The 25952-nt window shown below is 36.6% G+C and carries 7 protein-coding genes and 2 pseudogenes; 1 reads left to right on the plus strand and 8 read right to left on the minus strand.

Annotation, left to right across the window (positions count from 1 at the left end; genetic code table 11):
- Window positions 1-47: 47 nt before the first annotated feature.
- Window positions 48-752 (minus strand): annotated as a pseudogene (locus PQ474_RS19875) (SDR family oxidoreductase); the annotation flags it as partial.
- Window positions 753-770: 18 nt separating this feature from the next.
- Here PQ474_RS19875 and PQ474_RS19880 point away from each other — a divergent pair.
- Window positions 771-1109, plus strand: a pseudogene (locus PQ474_RS19880) (fibronectin type III domain-containing protein); the annotation flags it as partial.
- Window positions 1110-1428: 319 nt separating this feature from the next.
- On the opposite strand, the gene PQ474_RS19885 reads toward PQ474_RS19880, so the two are convergent.
- The 7 genes from PQ474_RS19885 to PQ474_RS19915 are packed head-to-tail and all read right to left on the minus strand — an operon-like array spanning window position 1429 to window position 25943.
- Window positions 1429-2148: a thioesterase II family protein gene (locus PQ474_RS19885; RefSeq protein WP_273847132.1), complete on the minus strand. Its 720-nt coding sequence runs from the start codon at window positions 2146-2148 to the stop codon at window positions 1429-1431.
- A gap of 29 nt (window positions 2149-2177) precedes the next feature.
- Window positions 2178-5078, minus strand: a complete 2901-nt coding sequence (locus tag PQ474_RS19890) for a non-ribosomal peptide synthetase (protein WP_273847134.1) — start codon at window positions 5076-5078, stop codon at window positions 2178-2180.
- Window positions 5078-12748, minus strand: a complete 7671-nt coding sequence (locus PQ474_RS19895) for a non-ribosomal peptide synthetase (RefSeq protein WP_273847136.1) — start codon at window positions 12746-12748, stop codon at window positions 5078-5080. The genes PQ474_RS19890 and PQ474_RS19895 overlap by 1 nt, the downstream gene beginning before the upstream one ends.
- 40 nt (window positions 12749-12788) lie before the next feature.
- Window positions 12789-17516 (minus strand): non-ribosomal peptide synthetase, encoded by a 4728-nt coding sequence (locus PQ474_RS19900; protein ID WP_273847138.1) that lies wholly within the window; start codon window positions 17514-17516, stop codon window positions 12789-12791.
- 9 nt (window positions 17517-17525) lie between these two features.
- The gene (locus PQ474_RS19905) at window positions 17526-17798 is read right to left on the minus strand and encodes a phosphopantetheine-binding protein (RefSeq protein ID WP_273847140.1); all 273 of its coding nucleotides are present in this window, start codon (window positions 17796-17798) and stop codon (window positions 17526-17528) included.
- 12 nt (window positions 17799-17810) lie between these two features.
- Window positions 17811-25277: a non-ribosomal peptide synthetase gene (locus tag PQ474_RS19910; protein ID WP_273847142.1), complete on the minus strand. Its 7467-nt coding sequence runs from the start codon at window positions 25275-25277 to the stop codon at window positions 17811-17813.
- 18 nt (window positions 25278-25295) lie between these two features.
- Window positions 25296-25943, minus strand: a complete 648-nt coding sequence (locus tag PQ474_RS19915; RefSeq protein WP_273847144.1) for a hypothetical protein — start codon at window positions 25941-25943, stop codon at window positions 25296-25298.
- Window positions 25944-25952 lie beyond the last annotated feature (9 nt).

Below are 25952 nucleotides of genomic sequence, written 5' to 3' on the forward strand. Positions count from 1 at the left end.
GCTTCCCCTTATGAGTCATTCCTGTTGAGATAGGCTTTACTAGTAACTTAATACTTATAAGATTGTCCACCATCAATTGGCACGACAGCCGCATTGATAAATCCTGCTTGATCAGATAGAAGGAAGGCAGTAAGGTAGCCTACTTCTTCCGGTTTACCAAAACGTTTCATAGGGTTAGGCTCAACAAACGCTTTACCTACTTCTTCCCAACCATCTTCACCACCAATTTGTTTTAATGATCCTTCAACCATTGGTGTCATAATTGCTCCTGGGGCTATCGCATTAATCGTAATACCGAATTGACCGTACTCAATAGCTGAGTTATGTGTTAAACCAACGACCCCGTGCTTACTTGCCGCATAGCCTGATTGGTTACCAACACCACGAATACCACCAACAGAAGCAGTATTTACGATATGGCCACTACCTTTTTCTTTCATCACTTTAAGAACATATTTCATACCATAAAATACACCATTTAGATTGATATCCAAAACTTTACGGAATTCATCAGAACCGAAATCTTCAGTCAAGTTTTGTTTGCCTTCAATTCCAGCATTATTAAAGAAACCATCAATGGTTGCAAATATTTCTACTGTTTTATCTACATAATTTTTTACATCATCTTCGTTAGCGACATTGGCAGTTACTAAAAGCACCTCGGCATTTGGAGCTACTTTTCGAACCTCGCTTTTTGTTTCTTCTAATCCTTTTTCATTTAAATCGATTAAAGATAGCTTCGCCCCTTCTTTTCATCGGTTAACCAGGAAGTCATCGGTTACAGAGTCTATGTGAATGGCGTACCAGTTAAAGATGAACATGTGATCTTCAACCCAGTCAACAATGAAATGACTACTACCGAAACAAGCTTTAAAATCTCCAATCTAGATACTGGCAAACGTTATACGTTCAGAGTAGAAGCTGGAGGAGCTACAACTAAGCTTGCGAAGAGAGAACGACTTGCTGACGTTCTGCCAAACGGTCTTTTAGAAGTAGAAGATTACCGTTGGAGCGGATTTGGACCAAGTACAGAACTTCATCTCACGCCAAGAGCAACACCAACACCGCCAGGAAAATCAGTCACACCACCTGGTAAACGAGGCAATTAATTGGAACAGAAATAAAGCTTAGAGAATTTTTCCTTTCTCTAAGCTTTATTTTCAACAAGACGATGGAGTTTGATATGAACTTTGACATAAAACTTTGCTAAAACATATTCCTGATTGTCCCCTGGTTCATCATTAAATTGATTTCCTTTACGAACCAAAACCCCGACTTCGTTTTGTAGTGGAAACTCGTCCGGCTTCCTTCAGATTCTAGGTCGCCCTAGACACCCTTGCCATTCGCTAACAGTTCCCACTGCCAAGCCTGTAGTGGACTTTCACCACCTAGCTGTTAGACATGCCGGGCACACCCCATATAGTATGCTTACATGACTGGAAGTTCATTTTGTCTTTTGCTGATATTGTTACGAACCAGTTTAAGGACCGTATCCTGATTTTGTTTTATGTAAAAATGATCTCCATTTAAAACTTGCATGCCCTCAATGGGTTCTATATATTCTTCCCATGCTTCCATACTTTCCTTTGTCACCGTATCCTCGGATCCTACTAATAGCATGGTGTGACTTCTTAATTTTTGATTAGGTTTTGGACCGCCACAATAGTTAGCTAATATCGTTAAGTCAGCTTGCATGATTGGCAGGAAGACCTGTAATATATCTTCTTTTAAAAGTTGTTCTGAGGTTCCACCAATTTCTTTTAACGTTTTTTTTAACTCGGTTACATTCGAACAATCCATTTGCGCTAATTTGTAATGGGGAGATGATTTGCTAGAAAGAAATAGATTTTCTATTTTTTGACTGTATCGTTGCTCTAGTTTTACTGCAATCTCATAGGCAACTGTCGCCCCCATGCTATGCCCAAAAAATGACAAATGATCTAGCGGAGTTATGTTATAGTTGGTAACAATTTCTTCAATTAATAAATCTGTTAACTCAGACATACTTTTACAGAGAGATTCACTGTACTTACTACCATGTCCAGGATACTCTAGCGGTATGACCTGTAGGCTAGCATCTGTTTTCCAGTCTTTATAAAAGGACGCACTACCTCCCGCATATGGAAAACAAAAAAGCTTGTTCTTCATTCCAATCATCCTCTCTTCGGTAGTACCGATTAATCCAACATATGCTTCATAAAGTTTTCAACATAATGAACATCGATAACTGGCATGTCCATTGAAACTTTCACCAATTCTTTTTTCGTTTTCTCTTGTAAAATTGTAGACTCTTTTAACTTAGTTGATTCATCAATTAATTGAGATAAGGCACTTAAGGAATGAATTTCATCTGATTGTGTTTTTTCTTTTAAAAGTTGCAGCCATTGCTCTAGCTTCATATTTGTATAGTTTAGTTGGTATTGGTCAAAGAAAGTAGTTACAAATTCACTTGAAACCTTCTGACCGTTAAACATATGGTAGATTCCTAGTTTGTCGTCGACCTCCATTCTTGTAATTTTATAAATAAAGTCACTGACAAAATCAACCGGCATTAATTCAAAATGAATCTCTTCCTTAAATGGCATTATCTTTTGATTAACAAATGATTCAAACACTTTGTATAACATGTCTTTTTTATTCCATATTCCGTTTACTGAATGAGAAGAAATACGCCCTAACCGGAAAATATCAATAGAGAGTCCCTCTTTCTTTGCTTGAAAAAGGAGCTTCTCTGCAACCCATTTCGACTGACTATATCCAATCATTAAATCAGGTGTATACACCAATTCATCTTCTTCATCCCACTCTCTTTCACCGGTTAAAACAGAGAGTGTTGATGCGTAATAAATATTCTTTCTATTATTAGACGCTGCGAATTTCACAACCTCTCTCACTCCATCTACATTTGAACTTTTGGACTTGCTATAAGAGTTGAAAAAATCTGTTTCTGCTCCCACATGATACACATGAGAGACATCATTGCTTAATTCTTCATAGGTGATATCATCTAAACCAAATTGAGGCTTACTGAAATCTCCTTCTATCACAACTAACTGACTTTCAAACTTATCGTCCCACAACTGGTAGCTCTTTAATGTTTCCTGTAATCGATTTTTCGAAGGGAATCTAATCAAACAATAGATTTTCACATCTTTCAACTCGGTTAGTAATTTGTTCAAGAGATGCGCACCTAAAAAACCAGTTGCACCAGTGATCAGTATATTTTTATCAAACGCAACAGACTGAGTACTAATCGACCTAATGCGTTCTTTTAAAATAGGGTCCAGTTCAGAATCTTTCTCCATCAATTCTCTCATACTAGTAGCTGCTTCATTTTCGATAGCGTCCACAAACTTATTAACGGTATTGTTTTCCAATAACTTTTGAAGGGTAGCTTCTGGTAATACCGTTTCCTTCATTAAATACACTAGCTTCGTAGCCAAAATGGAATGGCCACCATGGTCAAAGAAATGATCATCCAATCCCAACTTAGTATTTCCTAACGCTTGTCTCCATATCGCTAATACTTCTTTTTTCTTTTCATTCTCTTCAACTGCTATAGCTGTTGTTGGATCAAAGATATCCATCTCAAGAACTTTCCTTTGATCAACTTTCCCATTTGCGTTAAGCGGAAATTCTTCAACTTTAACAAAGAAATGTGGAATCATATAACTTGGCATCTCACTACTTAAGTAGTCTTTTAGCTCTTTATCCACGTTCTGGGCGTTTACATCTTGATGTTTATAATATGCTACAACGTAAGATTCATCATTTATGGTTTTTACCGCTACTAATGTAGTTTCCACTTCAGAATATGCATCAAGCTTTTCTTGAATTTCATTTAATTCAATTCTAAATCCCCGAATCTTTACTTGGCTATCTCTTCGTCCTTTGTAGAGTATTTCTCCATTGCTTTGACGAACAGCAAAGTCCCCTGTTTTATACCACTTCTTTTGTAAATCATCTACAAACAATGCTCGTTCTGTTAACTCCACTTGATTTAAATATCCTCTCATAACCCCCTGTCCACCAATATGAATTTCACCTATCTGCCCATCTGCAACTTCTATCTGGCCCTCAGAAAGGATTGAAATTTCGACATTACTTAATGGTTTTCCGATCGGAATCACTTTTGTATCTTCACTTTTCACTTCATGACAAATTGCAAAGGTCGTACACTCTGTTGGCCCATATCCATTAATTAATGAGACATCTTGAAGGGATTGCTTCAACTTCTTTACATGGGAAGTCGAGATCTTATCTCCACCCACTACGAGTTTCTTTAACCCGTCAAATATCAATGGATCCTCATCAACAATGGCATGGAAAAGACCTGTTGTGAAAAAGGCGACATCCACCTTACCAATCGTAATCGCCTCCTTCCAATCATCGAAAGAAGTAAATTCATTAGCCATTAAGAACAGTGTCGCTCCGTTTAATAAGGCTCCCCAAATTTCATAGGTTGCTGCATCAAAGCTAGGATTAGAGAACTGAGCAACTATATTGGATTCGTCTATTTTAATGATGTCAGAATTAAGAACGAGATTAGCAATACTACTTTGTTCAATCATGACGCCTTTAGGCTGTCCCGTTGTGCCAGATGTATAAATCACATAGGCAAGGCTGTTTGTGGTTGAACGATTCACTGGCTTCACCTTCATTTGACCGAGTTCATCTAGGTCGAAATAAATGGGTGAAATCCCTAACTCAACTAATTTGTTATGATCCTTACCATTTGGTAGGAAAATGCTCATTTTAGTGTCTGCAATCATATATTGCAATCGACTACTTGGATACTTTTCGTCTAACGGAACATAGCAACAACCAGACTTCATAATAGCCAACATCCCTACAATAAGTTCAATCGAGCGTTGACTTGGAATTCCTATCATAGCTTCCTCTTCAATTCCTAAATCGATGATTCTCTGTGCGAGATGATTGGATAGATGATCAAGCTCTTCATAGGTTACGGATCTATTATTTTCACGAATAGCCACTTTTTTTGGATTAGCTACAACTGTATTAGAAAAAGCCTCTGTTACCGATATTAATCCACTTGCTGTAATCATTTTGCTCATTACCGCACCTCAACTCTCATATCATTTAGTAGTTGTCCAACAGTCATTGATTCATCTTCTATTAGTTTCGTAAAGATCGTTTGTACTTCATCCATAAATCGAACGATTTCACTCTCTTCATACTTATTTTCTTTATAGATTAGCTTATAATGGAGTTGTGTTTGTACGATAGCCGCAGAAAATGTTAGATCAAAATTTGTCGACTCATTTCCAATAAAGTTCTCAATCATGATGTCAGAATCAGTTACTTGTTCTGTGCTCGGATAATTTTCAAAAACAAAAATATGCTGGAATAAATCCTGAACCCATGAAACGTCACCGTACCTTTTAATATCAGTTAATGAACTACTTTCGAATTCTCTCATTTGCAGTTGTTTCATTTGAACAGTAGTTAAATACGATTTGAAATCCTCATTTCGATCAATATTAAACGTGAATGGTAATGTATTAATTAGCAATCCTACAGCTGATTCAATATGAGGGATACTAAGATTTCTTCCAGAGCTTGTCACACCATAACAAATGGACCCACTCTCACTAAAATGAGACAGAACAATGCCCCATACCCCTTGAACTACCGTGTTAATGGTTTTCCTATGACGCCTTGCATACTCTATAACTTTTTCCGTCAGATCTTCTGGCAGGTGATACTCCATGACTCGGTCGTTTGATCCGGCATCAGTTTTCTTTTTCGTTGCTAGAGACGGAGTGACTTCTCCTACATTTTTCAGTTCATTTTTCCAGAATAGAGCCTCGGCTTTTTTATCAACAGTTTGAATGTGTCTCATTACTTGCTTATACGCAAGTCTGTGCTCTCCAGTGTCTTTGGCTACGATCATTGGATTACGATAACATTCAAGAAAGTGATTCATTACCACTTGTAGACTCCAGCCATCAAGCAATGCATGATGATGTGTCCATATGAATGTAAAACGATGATTTGGCAGGTGAGCGATTGTTATATTCATCAGTGGTCCATTCTCGATATCGAATGGCTTATTCCTATTTCGGACTAACAATTTATCAAGTTTCTCTTGCAACTCCTCACCGGAAAACATTGATATATCGACATGACGAAAGACGTAATAGCTATCACTAAGAATAAGCTGGTAGCGGTCCCCGGTTTGATTCCTTCTGAACACCGAACGTAGTACATCAAACTTTCTTGCCGTTTCATTCCATGCTTCTTCAAGAAGATTAAGGTTAATATTTCCTGTGATATCGAAGGAAATCTGTGAAATATATTCAGAGCTTTGTATTATCTCGCTATGAAATAGCATCCCCTCTTGAAGTGACGTCACTGGATAAATTTCTTCTATATTGGAAAACTTTTTGATAAAATAATTAATCGTGCTTTCATCAACAATCTGATCTGACTCAAAGTCTGTTTCAACAATCGCATTAGATAAACCAAGATTCCCCGTTAAAAGTTTCGTAACTAAGGACTCAATTTCTCTACATACCGCTTGGAAGTTGCTATTGCGCCCATCTCCCATCACATTCAATGTCAATCTATCGTTGATGATACTGGCGACGACATTTATTTTATACGGGAATACATAGTTCTCATCTATATTGTTACTTTGCGTTTGTTCCATATCATCTACGTTGTTAAACTGACCTAAATAATTGTAGCTGACAAGACTCCCAGGGGAATTTAAATCTTGTTCAGAAAGGAACTTAAGGATTCCAAAATCAAAGCCTTTATTTGGTACGTCTCTCAACCTTTTTTTCGTGTTTCGTAAGGTTATTCCAAACGATTGTCCTGCTTCAAGTCTTACCGGGTACATCGTAGTAAACCAGCCTACAGTTCTAGTCAAATCAAGATTATCTGAAATCTGCTCTCTACCATGTCCTTCTAAGTCGACCCAAAACTGGTCTATCCCCATTTGACTCGATAGGCCACTTGCTATAACAGATAATAGTAATTCATCGATAGTTGTTTTATACTTTCTTAAAGTATTTTTTAAAAGGTTTTGAGTTTGTTCGACATTAGCTTCAAATGTATATATGTGTTCACCATTACAATATTCTCCTAAATCCTGTGTAACTGGAGAAACCGTTTGATTCATTTCATTTTGCCAATACTCAACAATATCTGATGTTAGTTCGTTCGCTTGATAGTCCATAAGTGTCTTAGACCACTGTTGAAATGAGGTTGTTTTTAAAGGTAAGGACAAGGTTTGCTTGTTTGTAATCTGTTGATAGCATTTCTCAAAATCTTCTAGAAGGATTCGCCAGGAAACACCATCAATAAGTAAGTGGTGGCTAACCCAAAACATTCTTATATGGCGTTCATCTCTAAACAACAGAACCTTCATCAGTGGACCATGAATAATATTAAGACTTCTCTGCGCTTCGTCCTCTAGTTTTTTTATCTCTTTCAAACACTCATCATCTCTAATATCAAAAAAAGAATAATCAATCACTTCACAAGCTGTATTAGCCTCCCGAATAATTCCTACATAAGAATCACCTTGCTTTTCAAATACCGTTCGTAACCCATCATGATGTTCGACTAATGCCCGGATAATCTCTCTGTATTGCTCCGTTGTTAGTTGGTGATTCTTACTTATTACAATAGACTGATTCCAGTGGTGTATATTCTGATGGTTTTCATTTAAAAACCAGGACTGAATCGGAGTTAACGGAACAGGACCTGATACCAGATCCTGTGACACGACACTTTGAGTCGTTTCACCTACAACGGACGCTAGTTCACGAACCGTTTGTGATTCAAATAGATCTTTAGGTGTCATAAACAAACCCTGCTCTTTTGCTGCCGAACAGATTTGAATACTAACAATCGAGTCACCGCCACATTCAAAAAAGTTATCATCCGGTCCAATGAACGAATCATCAAGAACCTCCCTCCAAATACTAAGAAGGGCTGTTTCCGTTTTTGATAATTCGGTAACGGTTGGAAGCGTTGTCTCACGCCCATTTGTGTAATCTGTCCATTTCGGTAAAGCCTTTTTATCAATCTTTCCACTCGGTGATAGGGGAAATTTCTCAAGCTTGATAAAATAAGAAGGAATCATGAAGCTCGGTAAAATTGCTCGCACCTTTTTTCTAATCGCTTCTTCGGTAACCTCCGACGCGATCGTATAGTAAGCGATCAGCTTTTTTGACCCATTACTATCTTCCATAACTGTTACAACACTATTTGTAATTTCATCAATCTGAAGAAGGGCCATGTTTACCTCTGATAGTTCGATCCGATATCCTCTTATTTTCACTTGATCGTCTGCTCTTCCTATATATACGAGCTCTCCGACTTTATTAAATTTAACTAGATCACCAGTCTTATATAACTTTTCATTGGGATTATATGGGTTGACAATAAATCGTTCATTGGTCAATTCTTCCAGATTCATATACCCCCTTGCTATACCAAGCCCTCCTACATACAGTTCACCTACTGATCCGATCGGCATAAGATTTCGATGTCGATCTAATACGAGCACATTTGTATTCGTTATCGGTTTTCCAATCGGGACAACATGTGCGTCCTGGATATCCTCGTTTGGTAAAAAGAGTTTATAGCTGGTACACACTGAGTATTCCGTTGGTCCATAAGCATTAAAGAAGGTAATCTGTTTAAATTTTGAAACCAGCTCAACCGTGCATTCGGAACCTGCCGACCCTAACACCTTAATGCTATTTAATTGATCAATTGGTAGCTCTTTTAAAATAGCTGGTGGCAATATAATATGAGTAATTTCTGCTGCCTTTATTTGATCAACAAGCTTGTCCATATCAAATTGGTTTTCTTTATCAAAGCTTATATTAAGTTCCGCACCAAATAGCAGAGTGCTAAAAATCTCGATAACAGATGAATCGAAATTAAAGGTAGCAAATTGTAACAATTTAGCTGATGGGTCTAAGCACAGCATCTTTTTTTGGCTATATACTAAATTAATAATTCCTTTATGCTCAAGCATAACCCCCTTCGGCCTACCTGTTGTCCCTGACGTATAAATCACATAAGCCAAATTGGTGCTCTCAGACATATCAATATTAGTTGCCCCTAGTGTCTCTGCTTCAGCTTCAACTGTTTCAAGAAAGATAAATTCAGAGCTAGCAACTAGTTCACTTTTACCCAGCTCTTTATTGGTTAAGCAGTAGGAAAGAGAGGAATCTTCAATTATATAACTTAATCGATCCACTGGATAATGAGGGTCTAATGGAACATAAGATGCCCCTGCCTTTATAACAGCTAGCATACCAATGACCATATCAATCGATCGGTTGACATAAATCCCTACCTTCTCTTCTTTGCTAATGCCCTTTCCTAATAAGTAGCGGGCAAGCTGATTACTCTTTTGATTCAACTTCTCGTAGGTTATCGATTTCGCACCGTCCACAATCGCTATCTTGTTAGGAAACTGTCTAACGATTTTAAAGAAGGCTTCCGGAATCGTATCGTCCATGCCCTCAAACGTCACCTGCTCTCCTTGCCATTCCTCCAATAACAGCTTCTCCTGGCTCTCACTAATACCAGGTACTTGATATATTGAAAGTTCTGGCATATCGATGATTCTCCTTATCCAAGCTAGAAAATTCTCGCTTAATTGCTGAATTGTTTCTTCTTGAAAAATCTCTGACTGATACTCAAAGGCAAGTAACAGCCTTCCATCAAGTTCCTCGACAGCTAAACTCAAGTCAAACTTTGCTTTTTGAGACTTTAGTATTTCTGATGTTATTGTTACATACTCACTCTGGAAATTAACTGCATTGTTTTGTAAAATGAAAGCTGTTTGAAACAACGAGGTACTCGTTGAGCTTCTTTCAGGGTTGAGCGCTTCAACGATTTTATCCAATGGCATTTGTTGATGGTCATATACATCAATAATATGTTCAACATTTCTTGCCAAGATCGACCTAAATGTATCGTCAGAATTGACTTTTAATCGAAACGGTAACGTGTTAACAAAATACCCAATGGTCCTCTCTGTCCCTTCAATGAGGCGATTTGCTAACGGACTACCTACAATAACCTCATCTTGTCCTGTGTATCGGATTAAAAATGTTTGATACATGGTTAGTAATGTCATATATAACGTAGAGTTTCTGTCAAATGACATGCTCTTTAAACGTTCTAGCTCTTCTTTCTTTACTTCTACAATAAAGCTACTACCTGGATTCGTACTGTCCTTTAAACGAGAGCTATCTAAAGGCAATTCTAACTTCGGTAAGTCTCCTGATAAATTGTTTTTCCAAAACTCCATTTCCTTTTTCGCATGAACTTCCAGCCAGCTTCTTTGTTCCGCTGCAACATCCTTATATTGTTTAAAATCAAGATCGAGATTGGGCTTCGTTTCATTCATCAAACTATCATAGAACGATAACCATTCATCCCAAAAAATTCCTACAGACCAGCCATCAAAAATCAAGTGATGGATATTCACATAGAGGACAAATTCAGACTCAGATAATTTGACCAGCCGTACCACCAAAAGAGGACCTTCTTCAACGTCAAATGACATAGACTGGAGGGTTTCCTCGATTTTTGATAGACGGGTCAATTGCAATTCTTCTGACAAATTTTCTATATTTTCTTCACTTAATTTAATAGAAACATCCTCTCTAATTTCCTGAAATCCCTTTCCTCCTTTTTCTCGTACGACCGTCCTTAAGCTTTCATGCCTTTTAATCACCAGATTCAGTGCCTTTTCTAATAGGACTGCGTCTAATTTCCCTTTCACCCTATACTTTTGCGGAATAGTATAACTCGTTGAATTACCAAGTTTTTCGTTAAACCATAAGGCTTCCTGATTACTAGAAAGGACATACTGCGCTGTCTCGCTACAACTTTCATTCCTTATCTGATCATCCATCTTCGTAGACAGGTAGGTAGATAAAGAATTAACACTTGGGTGCTCAAAAATTGCTTTCAAAGTGATAGCGTTCTTAGAGACTTTGTTTAACTTCGATACGACTTTCATCGCTGTGATCGAATGACCACCTAATTCAAAAAAGTCGGCATTAGGATCTATATGCTCTATTGCTAATACTTCTTCCAATACTTGTTTGACCGAAACTCTTATCTTCTCTTCTAACGTTGAACTAGAAGTAGGCATAGGTGGAAACAGCTTCTTGCTTAGTGATGCTAAAGTAGGGTTTTCAAATAACTCTTTTAATGTAAGATTGACATTAAGCTTCTTATTTACCCTAGAAATAAACTTCATCGCTTTTATGGAATGACCACCGATTAAAAAAAAGTCAGCATCAGGATCACTTTCCTCATTAGGAAAGAACTCAAGCCATATCTCCTTTAGAGGTTCATGAACGAACGAGGTTAACATTGCATTAGATTGGTTCAATTCTCCTTCCTTCTTTCCATTAATAGGAAAGGGAGTTGTTAATGTTATATCTTTAATCGTGGAAACCTTTGTTATTTGGTTAGCAATCTCCATAAATGCTTCGTGAATTACCTCGGCAAGAGCTGGTTCTATAAACTGAAGATGAAAGTATAACTTACAGAAAATCGCTTCTTTGTTATCTTGAGCTTGTAGTGACAATGGAAAACTATGTGCCTCAGAACCTCCTTGGATCTCCCAATCAAGATCAATATCCGAATTTTTAGCGGCTTCTGGATAATTCTCATAAACAAAAAGAGTTTCAAATAAAGGGTCTTCTTTCTTTACATTTGTATACTGTTTAATATCAACAAGTGATATTTGAGAGTATTCTAACATGTGATTTAATGTGTTTTGAAATTCTTTCAACACCTCTTTTATGTTAGCCGGCTCTTTGATTTCCGTTATTACTGGTAGTGTATTTATGAGCAATCCAACAATTTCTTCTGACCTATATAGCTGTGACGATCGACCTGAACTTACTATACCAAAGACGATTTTTTCTTTTTGTGACATCTCCTTCAAGACGATCGACCATATTAACTGCAGCAACACATTAACAGTTACGTGATTAATTGCTGCGAATTCTCGTAACTCTCTACTCAACTCATGACTTAATTCCCAGAAAATATGACTATCCTTTTGGTCTGCTTTCACATCTGGTAATGCTGAAAATGTAATAGTGGGGCGATCTAACCCCTTTGCCTTTTCCTTCCAAAAAATAGTCAAATCCTCTTTATTTACTTTATTCATATAACGAATAAAATCGCCATATTGCCTTGGCTTTTCAACAAGATCCCTGACTTCAGCTTGAACAATCTGACCATATCGCTCAAATAACTCATTGATTACAATGCTCGTGCTCCAGCCATCTAAAATAATATGATGGTGAGTCCATATCAATGTAAAAAGCTTTTCTTCCAATTTCACCAAATGAAGCTTCATCAAATTTGAGTTATTAACATCCATTTCCTTGCCCTTGTGAGAGATTCTATCTAGCTCTTTAAGCTTCTCCTCTGCAGTTAAGGCCGAAACATCTATTAGCTCCGGTTGATAATCAAGTGTATCAAATACTACTTGAACGTTATTTTCAACGTTCTTTGTTATAAGCCTCATTCTTAGCGCCTCGTGACGTTCAATAACATGATTCCAAGCCGCAAACAACGCATCTACATTCAATGGACCAGCTATTTTTATTTTCATTTGAGAAATGTATAAGTGCTCGGTATAATCCTTCATTTCGAGTTCATAAAGAATTCCTTCTTGAAGTGGTGTTAATGAATAGATATTTTCTATTGATTTTCTCATTTTGTCCCTCCCAATTCCCTCGTTAACTTTGATGCTAGTATTAGTTATTCGAATTTAAGATATGAAGTAAGTCATCTTCCGATATGACAGCATCTGGAAAGTCACTTTCTATCAGGTAGTTCTGGACGACATCGGAGTCCTTTAGCTCCACTATGATACTTTGAATAGTTTCAACTAGAAGTGATATTTGCTCCTCCGCTGCCTTTGAGATAATTTTTATATGGAGCCTGTCATTCTGAATGACTGCTAAGATATGAAGTCTTGGTTTACTCTCAAACTCACCAAAATCTGAGCTAACAGAGAATTCTATTTGAGAATCGAGTCGCCCCAAATAATTGAACGTCATATAAATGTCTGGATCCTCAATCAATACAGGAGTTGAATACTTGATTAGACCGTAGTCGAATCCTTTGTTCGGAATTTCTCTAATAGCATTCTTAGTATTTTTCAAGGTAGTGGCAAAAACACTGTCCGACTCCAATAAGATCGGGTAAATTGTTGTAAACCAGCCAACGGTTCTTGTTATATCTATTGTGTCATCAACCATTTCTCTTCCATGTCCTTCTACCTCTATCCAAAAACGGCGAACGTCAAAGGCTTGCCCCATACTCTTTGCAACTAAAGTCAACAATACTTCTTCCACAGATGCTTTAGACTGACTCGTTAATTCCTGAATGAAAAAGGTTGTGTCATCTTCACTGAAAATTATTTCCCTTGTTTTCTCTCTTTTTTCAGTCATGTGATCTACTAGTCTAAAAGGTGAAACATTACTATTAAGCTTATTAGTCCAATAGTTAATAGTATCTTGGGCTAGGACTGAACGAATATATTTCTTTAGATAAATAGACCAATCTTTATATGATGAAGTTCTAGGTGGTAGATTAGTTGGTTGATTATTTAACACTCTATCATGAAGATGATGGAAGTCTTCAAGTAAGATTCTCCAGGAAACAGCATCTACAACAAGATGATGGATCACCCAGAAAAAGCGATACTGATGGGCTTGTTCTTTCAAAACGAGCATTTTCATAATCGGTCCATTCTCGATATTCAAAGATTCTTGGATTGCGATTTCCCATTCATCTCTTTTTCTGATTCGAGTATCCTTATCAAGATGATGAACATCTTTATAGATCAGCTCCCATGTCTTATGTTCCGAATTGATCAGGCCGATATATTGTTCGTCTTTCTTCTGAAATAGGGTTAATAATACGTCATGATGGTCGACGATTTCAGCTAGAATCTGTTCCAGTTCTTCTTTTGAAGCACACTCATTACTGTTGAAGACTAGCGATTGGTTCCAATGATGGATCGATGTCGAGTGTTCTTTGAAAAACCATTCTTGAATAGGAATGAGCTCAATACTCCCTCGTGTTTCTAAGGGCTGAATAATTGATTTATTTTCTGTGTGTAAACTGGCTGCTAATTCAGCTACCGTCTGATGTTCGAAAATTGACTTAGGACTAATAGTAAGACCTTCTTGCCTTGCTAACGAGCAAATTTGAATACTTTGAATCGAGTCTCCCCCCAGTTCAAAGAAATTATCTCGAATGCTCAGTTTATCCATGCCTAACACTGACTCAAATATGGTCAGAAGAATTCTCTCGTTCTCTGTGTCAGGGGTCTGGACTACCTTCTCCGTTTTTGTAGCAGGATCAGGAAGTTTGTTCGTATCTACTTTCCCATTTGCATTTAACGGGAATGAATCAATCTGTAAAACAAAGGAAGGAATCATGTAAGTTGGTAAACTTTCTTTTAGAAATGCCTTAATTTGTTCTGTATCGATTTGTTCATTTGATGTAACATAGGCAATTAGTTGCTTGACATAGTTTACATTCTCATCAATCTTTATATAAGCATCACTTACTAAAGGATGTGCATTGAGTTTGATCACGATCTCATCCATCTCAACTCGAAACCCTCTGATTTTGACTTGGTTATCAGATCTTCCTTGAAACAACAATTCACCAGTCATTGTATATTTAGCAAGGTCTCCACTACGATACAGACGCTCACCTGGTCTAAAAGGGTGTTCAATAAATTTCTCTTTCGTTAATTCATCATTATTATGATAACCAGCCGCTAACCCTTCGCCCCCTATGTACAATTCACCAGTTGCACCAATTGGAACAAACTGTTTCTCACTATTTAATAAATAGACGTTCGTATTAAGAATTGGTTTACCAATAGACACCTTGCGCCTAGTTTCGTCATAATCGTTAGATACTTTAGATGCCTCAAACATCTCAAACGTCGTCCAAACAGAGTACTCCGACGGTCCATATGCATTGTAAAAATTTACATGCTGATATTTCTTAACTAACTCTACCGGGCAATCCGATCCTGCAGATCCAACAAACTCCACTTCACCATTTTCAATATCCAACACCTGCAAAATCGCTGGCGGTAGTACAAGATGTGTTAGCTTTTCTTTTTTAATTTGCTTTTCAAGTTGAATTAAATCAAACATATCTTCTTTATTATTTCCGATATGTAGCTCTGCCCCATTTAACAAACTTCCAAATATCTCGTATACAGAAGCATCAAAGTTATAGGTAGCAAATTGCAGTACTTTTGAAGTTTCTTTAAGATGCAAATATTTATGCTGACTTCTAACCAAATTTACGATCCCTTTATGCGAAAGCATGACTCCTTTAGGTCTTCCCGTCGTTCCAGATGTATAGATAATGTAAGCTAAATCTGTTGGTTCAAGCCCGGAACAATCGATGGCACTTTTCTCATAACGAACAGACGTAAGGTTAATTACATGGCGAATCGTCTCAATTACCCCTTGCTGTCTTTGATCAGTTATACATACAGTTAGAGCCGAATCATGAATAATATATTCCAATCGTTCACTGGGTAGAGAAGGATCTAGTGGTACATAAGCGCATCCGGCTTTCATAATTCCTAACATACTAACAACCATGTCAATCGATCTTGTTACGTGAAGCCCTACCTTTTTCGAACGTTCGCCCATTGCCTTTTTAACTAAGTGCGCTATGCCATCAGACTTCTTATCTAACTCGTAGAACGTTATTTGTTCCCCGTTATCATAAACAGCGATGCTGGTAGCACGCTCTTTTACAACCTGTTTGAACACGGAGATAACCGTCTCATTGGCATAGTCATTGGTAATCTCTCCTTGCCAGCTTGATAACAAATCTAACTGATCATCATCTAAATATTGTAATTGTCTGATCGGTGTTTCGAAATGTTGACAAATTTGGTATAGCCATTTTTCAAAACTCTTCATAAGTCTCTTGATCGTTTCTGGTAGAAAGAGCTCATCTGAGTATTCAAATTCAAGAATTAACTTTTGAGAGCCCTTCACTTTAATGGTTAGATCATAATTAGAGAAAGGAATATCAAAATTTTCTTTTTCCAAAGTAAAAAATGAATTCCTAAACTGACCATCAAAGCTTTCTTCCATTGCTATTGCTGTTTGAAACAACGGAGAATAACTTAAGTCCCGATCCGGGTTAATGATATCTACTATCCTATCAAAGGGATAAGCTTGATACTCAAGCACTTCCAAAATTTGTTGCCGATTCCGAGTTAGAATCGTTTGGAAAGATTCAGTTGAATCTACTTCTAACTGAAATGGCAGTGTGTTCACAAAGCAGCCAATCACCTTAGCAAATTCCTCTTGAACCCGATTAGCCACTGTACTACCAACAACAATTTGCTGCTTCCCTGTATACTGAGCTAAAAATACTTGATAGGCCGTCAACATAAACGCATATAGCGTTGTACCACTTTGCTTCAAGACACGGTCTATCAACACTCGAAGATCATTGTTAATTTCTAATTCTATTCGGCTTCCCGAAAAGGATGGAGATTTTGGTCTTGAGAAATCATAAGGTAATTCTAAATTCGTCTCTCCCTCCATGAAGTAACGCTCCCAGAATTCTTTTTGGTTGGCGTCATTCTCTTGAACCCATTCCTTATGCCACAATGCATAATCTAAATACTGCATTTCTAAAGGCAGAGTAGTGTCTGTTGCATTGGCTGTAGAGTTCCGTTCATACGTTTCTGTTAATTCTTGAAAAAAGGTCATAAATGAAACCCCATCAAAAATAATATGGTGAAAGTTACAAACTAAATAATAGAATTCATCTTCTATTTGGAAAATCTTCAGCGTAAATAATGGACCCGAGTCTAGATGAAAGCTTCTTCTTGCTTCTTTATTAAGATGGTTATCAAGCTTCACGAAAGCGACTTCTAGTTCATCGTCTCGCAAATCTTCGTAGGTAATCGTATTTCTACTAAACTTGTTCACGACTTGTCGAATTTGATGGTTCTCTTCTAAAAAGTTGGTTCTCAAGCTTTCATGTCTCTCTACTAGAGAATCGAGGGCTTTTTGTAGAACTTCGATTTCTAATATGCCATTTAAGCGGAACTTAAATGGCATATTATAGAGCATCTGGTTATCTCCAAGACTATCGAACAAATACATCCGATCTTGATTATGAGAAAGTTCTCCCCGGATTGCCCCGCGTCTAACAGGTTTAACTTTATGGTCTTCTCTCATATTAATAACCATCTCGATAAAGCTTGCTAGTTTTTGGATGCTTGATTGAACCGTTATTACTTCCATCGTTAGTTCGATTCCAAACATCTTTTTGATAAGCGCGAAAAATGCCTCTTGCTCCGCATACGTTTTTAATTGATGACATAGGTTATCTGTAGACGTTAAGGGCGCATCCACACTTCTTGATAAAATAGTCAAAAGCTTCTCTTGCGTTCCAGTCATTACTCTATTCATAGATTCACCTCATTTATCGCAGCCCTGATTAATATCACTTAATTGCTTGATCAGTAGCGAAAGCTCCTCAATAGTGGGATGTTCAAACAAAACTTTGATAGCTAATTTAATACCCAGGTTATTCTTCACCATTTGAATCAATTGCATTGCTAGAAGAGAATTGCCTCCAAGGTCAAAAAAGCTAACATTTCGGTCAATACTCTCCTCTCCTAGAATTTCTCCCCAAAACTCAATTAGTTTTTTTTCAATTGCTTCAGTCTTACTTGTAGTAGTTATCTCCATATGTTTTTCTCCTCACTTAACTTTTAAATTTTCAAGTAGTTGACTTATGATTTGATTAAACGTTGAAATAATGGAAGACCTTACGTTTACAGCAATGGTTGCCTCGTTAAATTTAATTTGAACGCTTGTACCTGGAGTAATAACAATGACCATTGGATAATGAGATGTTTCTCTTCCTTCTATTAAACTCACAGTCAGTTCATCTGTACTCGCTATTGTCATTGGGTAGTTTTCAAAAGCATACAATGAATCAAACAAATGCTCTTGTGAATTCGCCCATTCCTGAATTTTAGATAAAGGTGTATTTTCAAAGGCACTTACTTCTAATAGCTCGCTTTGTACTTCTTTCATTAGCTCTTTATACGTCGACTCTTGATCCACTGTCTTTATAAAAGGGATCGTATTAATAAATGGTCCAACCATCGTATCAATCCCTTGAATTGGAATATTTCTTCCTGAAGTCACTACACCACAACAGACCGTATCTCTTCCTTTTAACTCGCTCAAGGTTGCAAGCCAAATCGTTAAGAAAAAAGTATTGGCAGTAATCTTGTTTTCCTGACAGTATCGTTGAACCAACATAGAGAGTTCATGATCTAATTTTTTCGTATATACGTACTCAACGTAATTGTCACCTGTAAACGATTCTAGTGAGGAAGTAGCGCTTTGTAATTGTTGAAGCTTTACGTTCCAATAATCTTTCAGTTGATTCTGCTCCATATACCTTTTCATGTATTCAACGTACAATTTGAAAGGTACATCTACTGCTGAAAGTGATACTTTGGCATGATAGAAATCGAAAATTTCGTTAATTACCATTGAATAGCTCCAACCATCCATAATAATATGGTGGAATGTCCATATTAATTGGTATTGTTGCTGGGCAGACTTAACGATTAAGAAACGGTTGATTCGATTGCTCTCAATATCAATTTTTTTGTACTGACTCTCCATCCATTGTTCTAGATTTAAATGCGAATTCCATAAATCGACATAGTCGATTTCAATATCCACAGAGTGCAATAAAAATTGTTGAAAGTGCCCCTTCTTGTCGGAATGGAATTGGGTCTTAAAAATATCATGCTTTAACATTGTTTTCGTTATGGCATTCTTTAGTTTTTCAATATTCAATTGACCATCTAAGCCAAAGCTAAGCTGTACGGTATACTGGCTACTATCACTATCAAATAAACTATGGTATAACATTCCTTTTTGGGTCGCTGTTAAGTCATACACATCTATAATTTGGGAATCAGGTATTGGAAAGTCCAATGTCACTTCAGCTGATCCATTCTGCTCGGTCTTTTCTCTTAAACTATAAAGTAATTTTGGCAATTGGATCTTCACATAGTTTTCAAAGTCCTCTTGGACAAAATATCGGTTGTAATTGACTCTTACTTCCTGTTGATCATCAACAAGCAATAATTCAATATCTATTTCATGCTCAGTATAGGAGTTCTCTTGAATATCCTGTTCACTGAAAAAATGGATCTCTGTCGCAAACATATTCTTGCTTTTATGAAATTTCCCTAAGTTATTGAAGCTAAGGATCGGTTTATTCAGTCCAGTCAATTGATCCTTTAATATGCCATAATCAATACCTTTATTTGGCATAGTTCTTAACTTTTTTCTTATGTTAAAAATAGTATCGGACAAGGAATCCTTCTTTTCTAAATAGATGGGATACATAGTTGTAAACCACCCTACGGTTCTAGATAAATCAACATCATCAAACAATTCTTCACGGCCATGGCCTTCTAGTGTAAAGTGGACATCTGTTTTATTGAAATACTCACCAAGCAATGTTGTAAAAACAGCTAGATAGACTTCATCAACCGTTACGTTATATGCCTTTGTTATTTCGTTATAAATCGCATGAGTTACTTCTTGATTTAATGTTAAAGCAAAGGATTCCCCTGCATAATCAGTTGTAGTCTTCACCAACAAATGGTCATACTTCTTGCTGCATTCATCCACCCAATATTTCTCAATATTTTCTGGGATTCGTTCCTTATACTCAGCTAATTTATTGGCCCACTTTTTAAATGATGTTGTTTTGGAAGAAAGCCGTTGTTCCTCATTATTCAGGGCTTGCATATAGAGCTGATCAAAGTCTTCTAGTAGAATTCTCCAAGAAACACCATCCACAATTAAATGGTGAACGATCCAGATGATTGTATGCTCATCTTCACTCGTCTTAAGGCAAACTACTCTCATTAGTGGTCCGTTTATAATATTAATTCCTTTTTGAGCGATCTTTTCTAGCTGAGAGATTTCTTGTTGGAGTTGCACCTCACGAAGGTTAGAGTGATCGAGGTATACAGCCTGCCAAAATGCTTGGTGTTTCTCAGCTCTTTCCACTGTTGAAAATTCTTCACTCGCGGTAAATCTTGTTCTAAAGGCATCATGATGCTTTACAAGCTGGGCAACAATCTGATTAAGTCTGTTTTCATTCATAGCTGGATAGCCTTTTAACGTAACAGATTGATTCCAGTGGTTATAATTGTTAATATTTTGAGAAAAGAACCACTTTTGGATCGGGGTTAGCGGTGCCTGTCCATATACGTCTGATTCAGTTATTTCGTTGTCGTTCCTCCATTCCACAACCTTAGCAATTTCTTCAATGCATTGTTTCTCAAATATATCTTTAGATGTAATGAAAAGATGTTCTTTTTTGGCAAGGGCACAAATTTGGATACTTAGAATAGAGTCCCCACCACATTCAAAGAAATTATCAGATATGGTAATATTCTCTTTGTTTAAGACGTATTCCCATATTTCTAATAATTTCTGTTCAATTATATTCATTGCTTTCTCTTTAGGTGTTCGTTCACGATGTGATTTTAGATCGGATAGGCTTCTCATATCCACCTTTCCATTTGTTGTAAGCGGAAATGAATCCAACCTAATAAAAGAAGAAGGAATCATATATTGAGGCAAGTGCTTATTCATATGTTCATGGATGTCAGCTTCGGCCATCTCATTGTCTGAAATAAAATAGGCTATAATAAGCTTTGACTGTGCTTGATCCTTAGTTGTAACTATGCAATCCTTTATTCCATCAAACTTTTTTAGTACTGCATTGATTTCACCTAATTCAATTCGATAGCCTCTAATTTTCACTTGGTCATCTGCTCTTCCTATAAATAGCAAATCTCCATCCTCAGTAAACTTAACTAAATCCCCAGTTTTATACAGTTTTTTAGTTGGATTAAATGGGTTTGGGACAAAGCTTTCTACGTTCTTTTCCGGATTATTAATATAACCTCGTGCAATTCCTTGACCTCCGATATACAGTTCTCCAACTTGTCCCTTAGGAGTCAACTTCATCATTGAATTAAATACATATGTCTCTACATTCAAAATGGGTTTTCCAATCGGAATCACCGTATTATCTCCTGGACGAACTTTATGGGCGGTTGAAACAACCGTTCCTTCTGTCGGACCATAGTTATTATATAAATTAAAATTTAATTGATTAGGGATCGTTTTCAAACGGTCACCACCAGTAAGAATGCTCCTAATCGAATCTGGGAATTTCATTTCATTAATAAATAATTGCTCAAGAAGTCCTGTAGAAAAAAATGCGATTGAAACCTTTTCATTTTCCAATTTTTCCGAAAGTACTTCGACATCAAGTAAATCATAGTAATCTAATATCACAAGCTTATTGCCATTAGTTAAGTAAGGGAACATTTCCCATATCGAGGCATCAAAAGAAGCACTCGAAATAAGTAAGGCTGCATCTCCCTCTGTAACGGAGTAGTAATCGATATGCCAATCACATAGATTCGCGAGTCCTCCGTGTTCGATCATTACTCCCTTAGGTTTTCCCGTTGTTCCCGAAGTGTAAATAACATAAGCTAAATTCGTCTTGAAAAGTCTTCGTGCCTGGAACTCATTAGCTTCACCTAGATTAATAATTTCGTCAATGGCGATAAGTTTCTTATCATCTCCTGGATAAGTAAGTTCTCCATTATTAGTTAAGCAATACACAATTTCAGAATCGTCAATCATATGAATGAGTCGCTCTTCTGGTTGTGAAGGGTCTAGCGGGACATAGCCAGCTCCTACTTTCATAATGGCTAAAATAGACGCTATCATCGTTATAGAACGTTCCATAAAAACACCGATTTTGTCTTCCTCACATACCCCGTTCTGATGTAGATAAGTAGCAATCTCATTAGCCCTTTTATTTAGTTCTCGGTACGTTAATTGCTCTTCTCCATGAACGACTGCTACGTCCTCAGGCCTACTCCTCGCCTGTCGTTCAAAACGGGACACTACATCCTCGAACTTCCTCTCTTCACCTTCATTATGACCTCTGTTACTAATCGCTAGTGTTAATGTTTCTTGTAATTGTGCTGGTTCTATGTATGATAAGTTTTTTAATTGAGTTTCTTCTTCACTAGTAATTTCATGTAACCAGTGTTCGAAATTATTAGCCATTTTCTGAATGGTTGATTTATTAAATAATGATTGGTTATATTCAAAGGAAATCACCAACTCCTCATTGATTTGTTCTGCTTGTACAACTAAGTCAAAAATCGCTTTATATGAATTGACCTGTCTCGGTTGTAATTGAACGGTTTCGTACGTTAATTTTTCCTTTTCGTTATTTTGTAAAACAAATACTGTATCGAATAATGGTGTCGAATAAATCGAGCGATCCTGTGCATGTGCAGCGTACTTCATTATTTGTTCAATCGGTAAGTTTTGGTGATCAAACACATTTGTGATATTCTTAATGTTTCTTCTTAACACGTCTGTAAATGATTCTTCTTGATAGATGTGTAATTTAAAAGGTAATGTATTTACGAAATAGCCTATTAACTGCTCTATATCAGCATGATTTCTTTTGGCTAATGGACTTCCTACTACAATCTCTTCCTTATCAAAATAGACAGATAAAAACGTTTGATAGGCAGATAGCAAACTCATAAACAAAGTCGATTTTGTCTTTAGATTAATCTCTTCTAATTTCGTTTGAATGGCATTGGGTACAGAAAAACGAATAATATCTGAATCATTTTTACTAGCTGCTGTCTTCGGATAATCATATGGTAATAATGATTCCTTTCTCATTGTGGAAATTTCTCTACTCCAAAATTGTTGATCCTTCTCACTTATATAGGTTGGTGATGTTTTTTGCCAGTAAGCATAATCACCATATTGAATCTTTTCTTCACAATGGGCAGGCTGATTCTCACTATTAAGATTGTCATACATAGTAAACCAAGTGTTAATCAGTAAAGGAATTGACCAACCATCGAATATAATATGATGGAAGTTACAAATCAATTGATACTCCAAGTCACTCTTCTTCGCTAGAGTAATCGATAATAACGATCCATTTTCGATATCAAATTGTCTAGTTGTTTCTTGTTTCACGAATTCTTCTACCTTTTCTGCTTGCTCTTTGGCAGTATTGCTTGAAAGATCAACAAAGGTAAAGTGATGATAGATTGTCTCATCATATACTAATGTCCCTTTTCCTCCTTGCTCTCTAATGGTACTTTTTAATATTTGATGCAAATTACCCATTTTATTAAACGAGTTCTCCAGGGCCTTCCTATCAATTTCTCCTGTTATATCATAGGAAAATACAATATTATACAGAGACTTATCTTCATTTGTATGGTAAATGAACCATAAATTCTCTTGTTCATATGTAAGGGGGTATTCATTCCTTTTCTTTATTTCAATAGGGTGATACTCTTGCATCTCTTTTTTCTTTAATCGTACTTCTATCATGCTCGTTAATTTTAGAATCGTATCATTTTCTAGCATCTCTAATGGAGCAAGCTCAATATTGAAAAGGTCTCTCACCTTCACTATTATTTTCATTATCGATAATGAATTCATTCCTGATGCCAATAATGACTGTTTATTTGAAATCCCTTCATTGCCTAGAATATCGATAATCACTTTTCTTATTTGTGCGGCTAATTGTTCATCTACTACTATTGTTTCGGACGGTGTTGGTTCAATAACTGTTTGTTGAAACTTTGGTAATAATCCCTTATCCAATTTCCCGTTTACGGTTAATGGAATTTGGTCGATCTTGATAAAGAAACTTGGAATCATATATGCAGGGATCAGGGTACTAACTGCTTCTCGTAAATAACTGGTAGGTAATTCCTCCTCCGCAACATAATATAAAACCAAATGTAGGTCATCACTAAAGACCGTATCGGTTATAGCAACTGCATTGCTAATTTCCTTAAGTTCATTATATGCGCTCTCCACCTCACCCAGTTCAATTCTAAAGCCTCTTAACTGGACTTGTTCATCATTTCTTGAGATGTATTGAAGTTCATTATTGTCTAATTGTTTCACTACATCGCCTGACTTATAATATCGAATATTATCAAACTCTTTAAACTTTTTCTCATTCATTTCTGGATTATTATAATAGCCTATTGAAAGACCTCCTCCTGAAATGTACAACTCCCCTTCTCCCCCCTTAGAAACTTCTTCTTCACAATCATTCATAATCTTAAAGTCTAAGTGAGGGAGTACCTTACCAATATTAGTCACACCATTTTCCACACTACATTTTTTCACTTCTTTAAAAGTAACATGAACCGTCGTTTCTGTTATCCCATACATATTTATTAGTTTTGGTAAGTACTTATTTTCCGGAGAAAACCACGTAGCTAGTTTTTTAAAGTTTAACGCTTCTCCTCCAAAAATTATGTACTTTAAGTGTAATTCCTGTTGACGCTTTATGAGTTCTGTACTCATTTCAAAAAAAGCACTTGGTGTACAATTAAAAATGGTCGTCTTCGTTTGTACCATGAGATCAACAAATGAAATTGGACTCCTACTTTCTTCAAAGGAAACGACGATCACTTCACCACCATAGAGCCAAGCCCCCCACATTTCCCATACCGAAAAATCAAAGGCATATGAGTGAAAAAAAGTCCACTTATCTTGGTGGTCGAAATCAAATAAACTCTCACACCCTGAAAATAAACTCATCACATTTCCATGGGTTACACAAACTCCTTTTGGGTCTCCAGTCGAACCAGATGTGAAAATGATATAAGCAGGGTTTTTTGGGTCGATGGATATATTTAGATTGTTGCCCTCAAATTGTGTTGATCCGTCAATGACTTGAGCACTCGTCACATGTTGACAATTTTCGGATGTTTCTTCGTCTGTAATCAGTAATTTCAACTCTGAGTTCTTAATAATATGTTTAACTCTTTTAGCTGGGCTTTTTGGGTCAATTGGAACATAGGTAACGCCTAATTTAAACAAGGCTAAGATGAAAAATAAAACATATTCCGATTTTTCAATATAAATCCCTACATTATCACCTTTTTGTATTCCCTGATTTTGTAAGTACTGTGCAAACCGATTTGCTAATATATTCGTTTCTTTATAAGAAAATTGTCTATCTTTATTTCTTACTGCAACTTTATCCCCATGCTTTTTTGCACTTTCTTCAAACAAATATACCAACGATTTCATAGTCGTGTTTCCCCCTTGTTACTTTAAATATGTTCCTGATGTTACCGTCAACATATGAAACACTAGAGAAATTAACGCGATAATAAGTGTAATGATAATCGCATTTCTTCTTTTTATTTTTGCTACTTTTTCTAAGGAAAGACTAAATACAATAAGACTAGCAATATAGAATAACTCAAATTCAGCCATAAAGGTGTGTAATGTAGAATTTTGATCATGAACAAGTAGAGCTAAACTAGTAAATGTAGTTTCTTTCGCACTGACTAAAAGCGCAATGATTGCATTGACACCAGAGCCAATGACGATCAATATCCCGGCATTGACAACCGATTTCATAATACCTTTTACGTTTACGGGTTTCTCTTTTAACATAAATGCCAGTAGTATTACGATAAGGGTTTGAACAATAAACGTAAAAAATAATCCTAACGATCCCATAGCAATCGTCATACTAATAAAACCGATGACACCTAGCTCTGACATTGAAACGCCATTTAATACATCCATTCCTTTTTGTTCCGCAGAGTATAATAATAAAGTCGTTTCAATGCCCGCTATGAGGCTAAGTAGTACTAAAGCAATAATTAACTTACTAAATTTGTCCTCTTTTTTATAAAGATGATTAGTTAAATTTTTTTTGTTTCGTACTTCCCTTTTCAGTTCCATTCGTAATCT

It is taken from the genome of Halalkalibacter alkalisediminis, from assembly GCF_028610705.1.
Classification (GTDB): Bacteria; Bacillota; Bacilli; order Bacillales; family Bacillaceae_D; genus Halalkalibacter; species Halalkalibacter alkalisediminis.

Coding starts and splice junctions, on each gene's coding strand:
- PQ474_RS19895 (WP_273847136.1), bottom strand. CDS start 12,748: ATGAGAAAATCAATAGAAAATATCTATTCATTAACACCACTTCAAGAA.
- PQ474_RS19900 (WP_273847138.1), bottom strand. CDS start 17,516: ATGAATAGAGTAATGACTGGAACGCAAGAGAAGCTTTTGACTATTTTA.
- PQ474_RS19885 (WP_273847132.1), bottom strand. CDS start 2,148: ATGAAGAACAAGCTTTTTTGTTTTCCATATGCGGGAGGTAGTGCGTCC.
- PQ474_RS19915 (WP_273847144.1), bottom strand. CDS start 25,943: ATGGAACTGAAAAGGGAAGTACGAAACAAAAAAAATTTAACTAATCAT.
- PQ474_RS19910 (WP_273847142.1), bottom strand. CDS start 25,277: ATGAAATCGTTGGTATATTTGTTTGAAGAAAGTGCAAAAAAGCATGGG.
- PQ474_RS19905 (WP_273847140.1), bottom strand. CDS start 17,798: ATGGAGATAACTACTACAAGTAAGACTGAAGCAATTGAAAAAAAACTA.
- PQ474_RS19890 (WP_273847134.1), bottom strand. CDS start 5,078: ATGAGCAAAATGATTACAGCAAGTGGATTAATATCGGTAACAGAGGCT.